This is a genomic window from Burkholderia sp. E168m23 (assembly GCF_016586125.1).
GTDB classification, from domain to species: Bacteria; Pseudomonadota; Gammaproteobacteria; order Burkholderiales; family Burkholderiaceae; genus Burkholderia; species Burkholderia orbicola.
On record NZ_BCPP01000924.1, the window covers coordinates 1 to 2830 of the forward strand.

2 protein-coding genes and 2 pseudogenes are annotated in these 2830 nt (G+C 68.3%); 3 read left to right on the forward strand and 1 reads right to left on the reverse strand.

What is annotated here, in order from left to right:
- Window positions 1-190: pseudogene (locus tag JMF90_RS32010) on the reverse strand (UDP-N-acetylmuramate--alanine ligase); the annotation flags it as partial.
- 153 nt (window positions 191-343) lie between these two features.
- Here JMF90_RS32010 and mpl point away from each other — a divergent pair.
- The 3 genes and pseudogenes from mpl to JMF90_RS32025 all read left to right on the forward strand — a co-directional run.
- Window positions 344-1822, forward strand: coding sequence for a UDP-N-acetylmuramate:L-alanyl-gamma-D-glutamyl-meso-diaminopimelate ligase (gene mpl, locus JMF90_RS32015; protein ID WP_229773051.1), 1479 nt, complete (start codon window positions 344-346; stop codon window positions 1820-1822).
- Entirely contained in the window at window positions 1819-2388 is a 570-nt protein-coding gene (locus JMF90_RS32020; RefSeq protein ID WP_011544536.1) for a YqiA/YcfP family alpha/beta fold hydrolase, read from the forward strand. The genes mpl and JMF90_RS32020 overlap by 4 nt, the downstream gene beginning before the upstream one ends.
- An 80-nt stretch (window positions 2389-2468) precedes the next feature.
- A pseudogene (locus JMF90_RS32025) lies at window positions 2469-2830 on the forward strand (RNB domain-containing ribonuclease); the annotation flags it as partial.

Consider the following 2830-nt stretch of genomic DNA (forward strand, 5'->3'; position numbering starts at 1 on the left):
GCAGTTCTTCCTCGATCTGGTCGTTATCCGGCAGCCATTCGCCGGCAACGCGCGAATCGCCCAGCAACTGGCGCGCGGCCTTGCGTTTCGCGCCGGCGTAGTCCAGGCCGTCCTCCGCGATCAGGCGGGCGGCGGACTGGGCGATTTCCTCGCGGACGCGCCGCGGGTCGACAAGAGGTTTGCGAGACATGATCCGGCAATCATACTCGATCGTCGCGGCGCCCGAGCACGGGTGCGGCGGCCCGCCGCCCGAGGGTGCCGACGCCGTTCGCGCGCATCGTTCGGGCCGCCGGGCATCGCAGGCCGTCAGTTACAATAGTGTTCTTTGTGTCGCGGCAAAGTCGTGGGCCGGGCGCCGGCCGCACGGCCCGTCCGGCGCGACACACACGCATCCTTTCCGAATCGACGGCGCCCGGCGGCGCGAAAGCATTCCTCTATGCACATCCACATTCTTGGCATCTGCGGCACCTTCATGGGCGGTCTCGCCGTACTCGCACGCGAGGCGGGCCACACGGTGACGGGTTGCGACGCGGGCGTCTATCCGCCGATGAGCACGCAGCTCGAGGCGCAGGGCATCACGCTGATCGAGGGCTACGGCGCCGAGCAGGTCGACCTGAAGCCGGACCTGTTCGTGATCGGCAACGTCGTGACGCGCGGCAATCCGCTGATGGAGGCGATTCTCGATCGCGGCCTGCCTTACGTGTCGGGCCCGCAGTGGCTCGGCGAGCACGTGCTGGCCGGCAAATGGGTGCTCGCGGTCGCGGGCACGCACGGCAAGACGACCACGTCGTCGATGCTCGCGTGGCTGCTGGAAGACGCAGGTCTCAATCCGGGCTTCCTGATCGGTGGCGTGCCGCTGAACTTCGGCGTGTCCGCGCGGCTCACCGATTCGAGCTTCTTCGTGATCGAGGCCGACGAGTACGACACGGCATTCTTCGACAAGCGCTCGAAGTTCGTGCACTACCGGCCGCGCACCGCAGTCCTGAACAACCTCGAATTCGATCACGCCGACATCTTCCCCGATCTTGCCGCGATCGAAACGCAATTCCATCATCTGGTGCGCACCGTGCCCGGCGTCGGGCGGATCGTCACGAACGGCCGCTCGGACGCGCTCGAGCGCGTGCTGGCGCGCGGCTGCTGGAGCGAGGTCGAACGCTTCGGCGTCGACGGCGGCTGGCAGGCGCTGCCTGCCGAGGACGGCGTGCCGGTCGACGAACGCTTCGCGGTGTATTCGCACGCCGGGCGCGTCGGCGAAGTCGCATGGCAGGTGCAGGGCGACCACAACCGGATGAACGCGCTCGCGGCGATCGCCGCCGCGCGCCACGTCGGCGTGCCGCCGGCGCAGGCGGCCGAATCGCTCGCCTCGTTCCGCAACGTGAAGCGCCGCATGGAAGTGCGCGGCAGCGTGGACGGCGTGACCGTCTATGACGACTTCGCGCACCATCCGACCGCGATCGACACCACGATCGCCGGCCTTCGTGCGCGCATCGGCCGCCAGAATGCCCGCATCCTCGCCGTGCTCGAGCCGCGCTCGAACACGATGAAGCTCGGCGTGATGAAGTCGCAGTTGCCGGCGAGCCTCGCCGACGCCGATCTCGTGTTCGGCTACGGCGCGCCGACCGGGCGCGATGCGCTCGGCTGGAATCTCGCCGAAGCGCTCGCGCCGCTCGGCGACCGCGCACGCGCCTTCGACGATCTGCATCTGCTGGTGAAGGCGGTGGTCGAGGCCGCGCGTCCGGGCGATCACGTGCTCGTGATGAGCAACGGCGGCTTCGGCGGCGTGCACCAGAAGCTGCTCGATGCGCTCGGGAGCCGCCCGTGATCCTGTATCTGCACGGCTTCCGGTCGTCGCCGGAATCGCAGAAGTCGCGACTGCTCGCCGCGCGCATGGCCGAACTCGGCCGCACCGGCGAGTGGCGGTGCCCGTCGCTGTCGGTATCGCCGCTCGAGGCGATCGCCGTCGCGGAAGCCGAGGTCGCGGGCGCACGCGACGTCACCGTGATCGGCAGCTCGCTCGGCGGTTATTACGCGACGTGGCTCGCCGAAAAGCATGGCTGGAAGGCCGTGCTGCTGAATCCGGCCATCGTGCCGCAGCGCGATCTCGAACAGTATCTGGGCGAACAGTCGCTGTGGCACGGCGGCGGCACGATTGTCGTCGAGCGCCGTCACCTGCACGAACTCGACGCGCTGCGCGTGCCGGCGATCACGCGCGCCGACCGCTACTATCTGTTCGCGGCGACCGGCGACGAAGTGCTCGATTACCGCGAGATGCTCGCCCACTACCCGCGCGCGAAAACTCGCGTGATCGACGGCAGCGATCACGGGATCAGCGAATTTGCCGACTATGTCGACGACGTTCTCGCGTTTTGCGACGGAAAGACGTCTTAAACCGGCCGCGTGCCGATCGAATTCCCATCATCATGCGGCGCCGCTGACGCGGCGCCCGGCAGTCTGAACGAGAGTACTGAGTGAACGTTTTCTTCGAGGAATCGGGCAGTTTCAAGGCGGGCAGCGTGCTGTCGCGCCAGGGCGACGCATTTCAGGTCGAGTTGCCCGGCGGGCGGCGGGCGAAGGTGCGCGCGAAAGACGTGCTGATCGAATTCGACAAGCCGGCCGCGGGCGAACTGATGCAGGAGGCCGACACGGCCGCGCAGCAGATCGATCTGGACTTCCTGTGGGAATGCGCGCCGGCCGACGAGTTCGCGTACACGGCGCTGGCCGCCGAGTACTTCGGCGCGACGTACGGCCCGGTCGAGCGCGCGGCGCTGGTGCTGCGGCTGCACGGCTCGCCCGTCTATTTCCGCCGCAAGGGGCGCGGCCAGTACCAGCG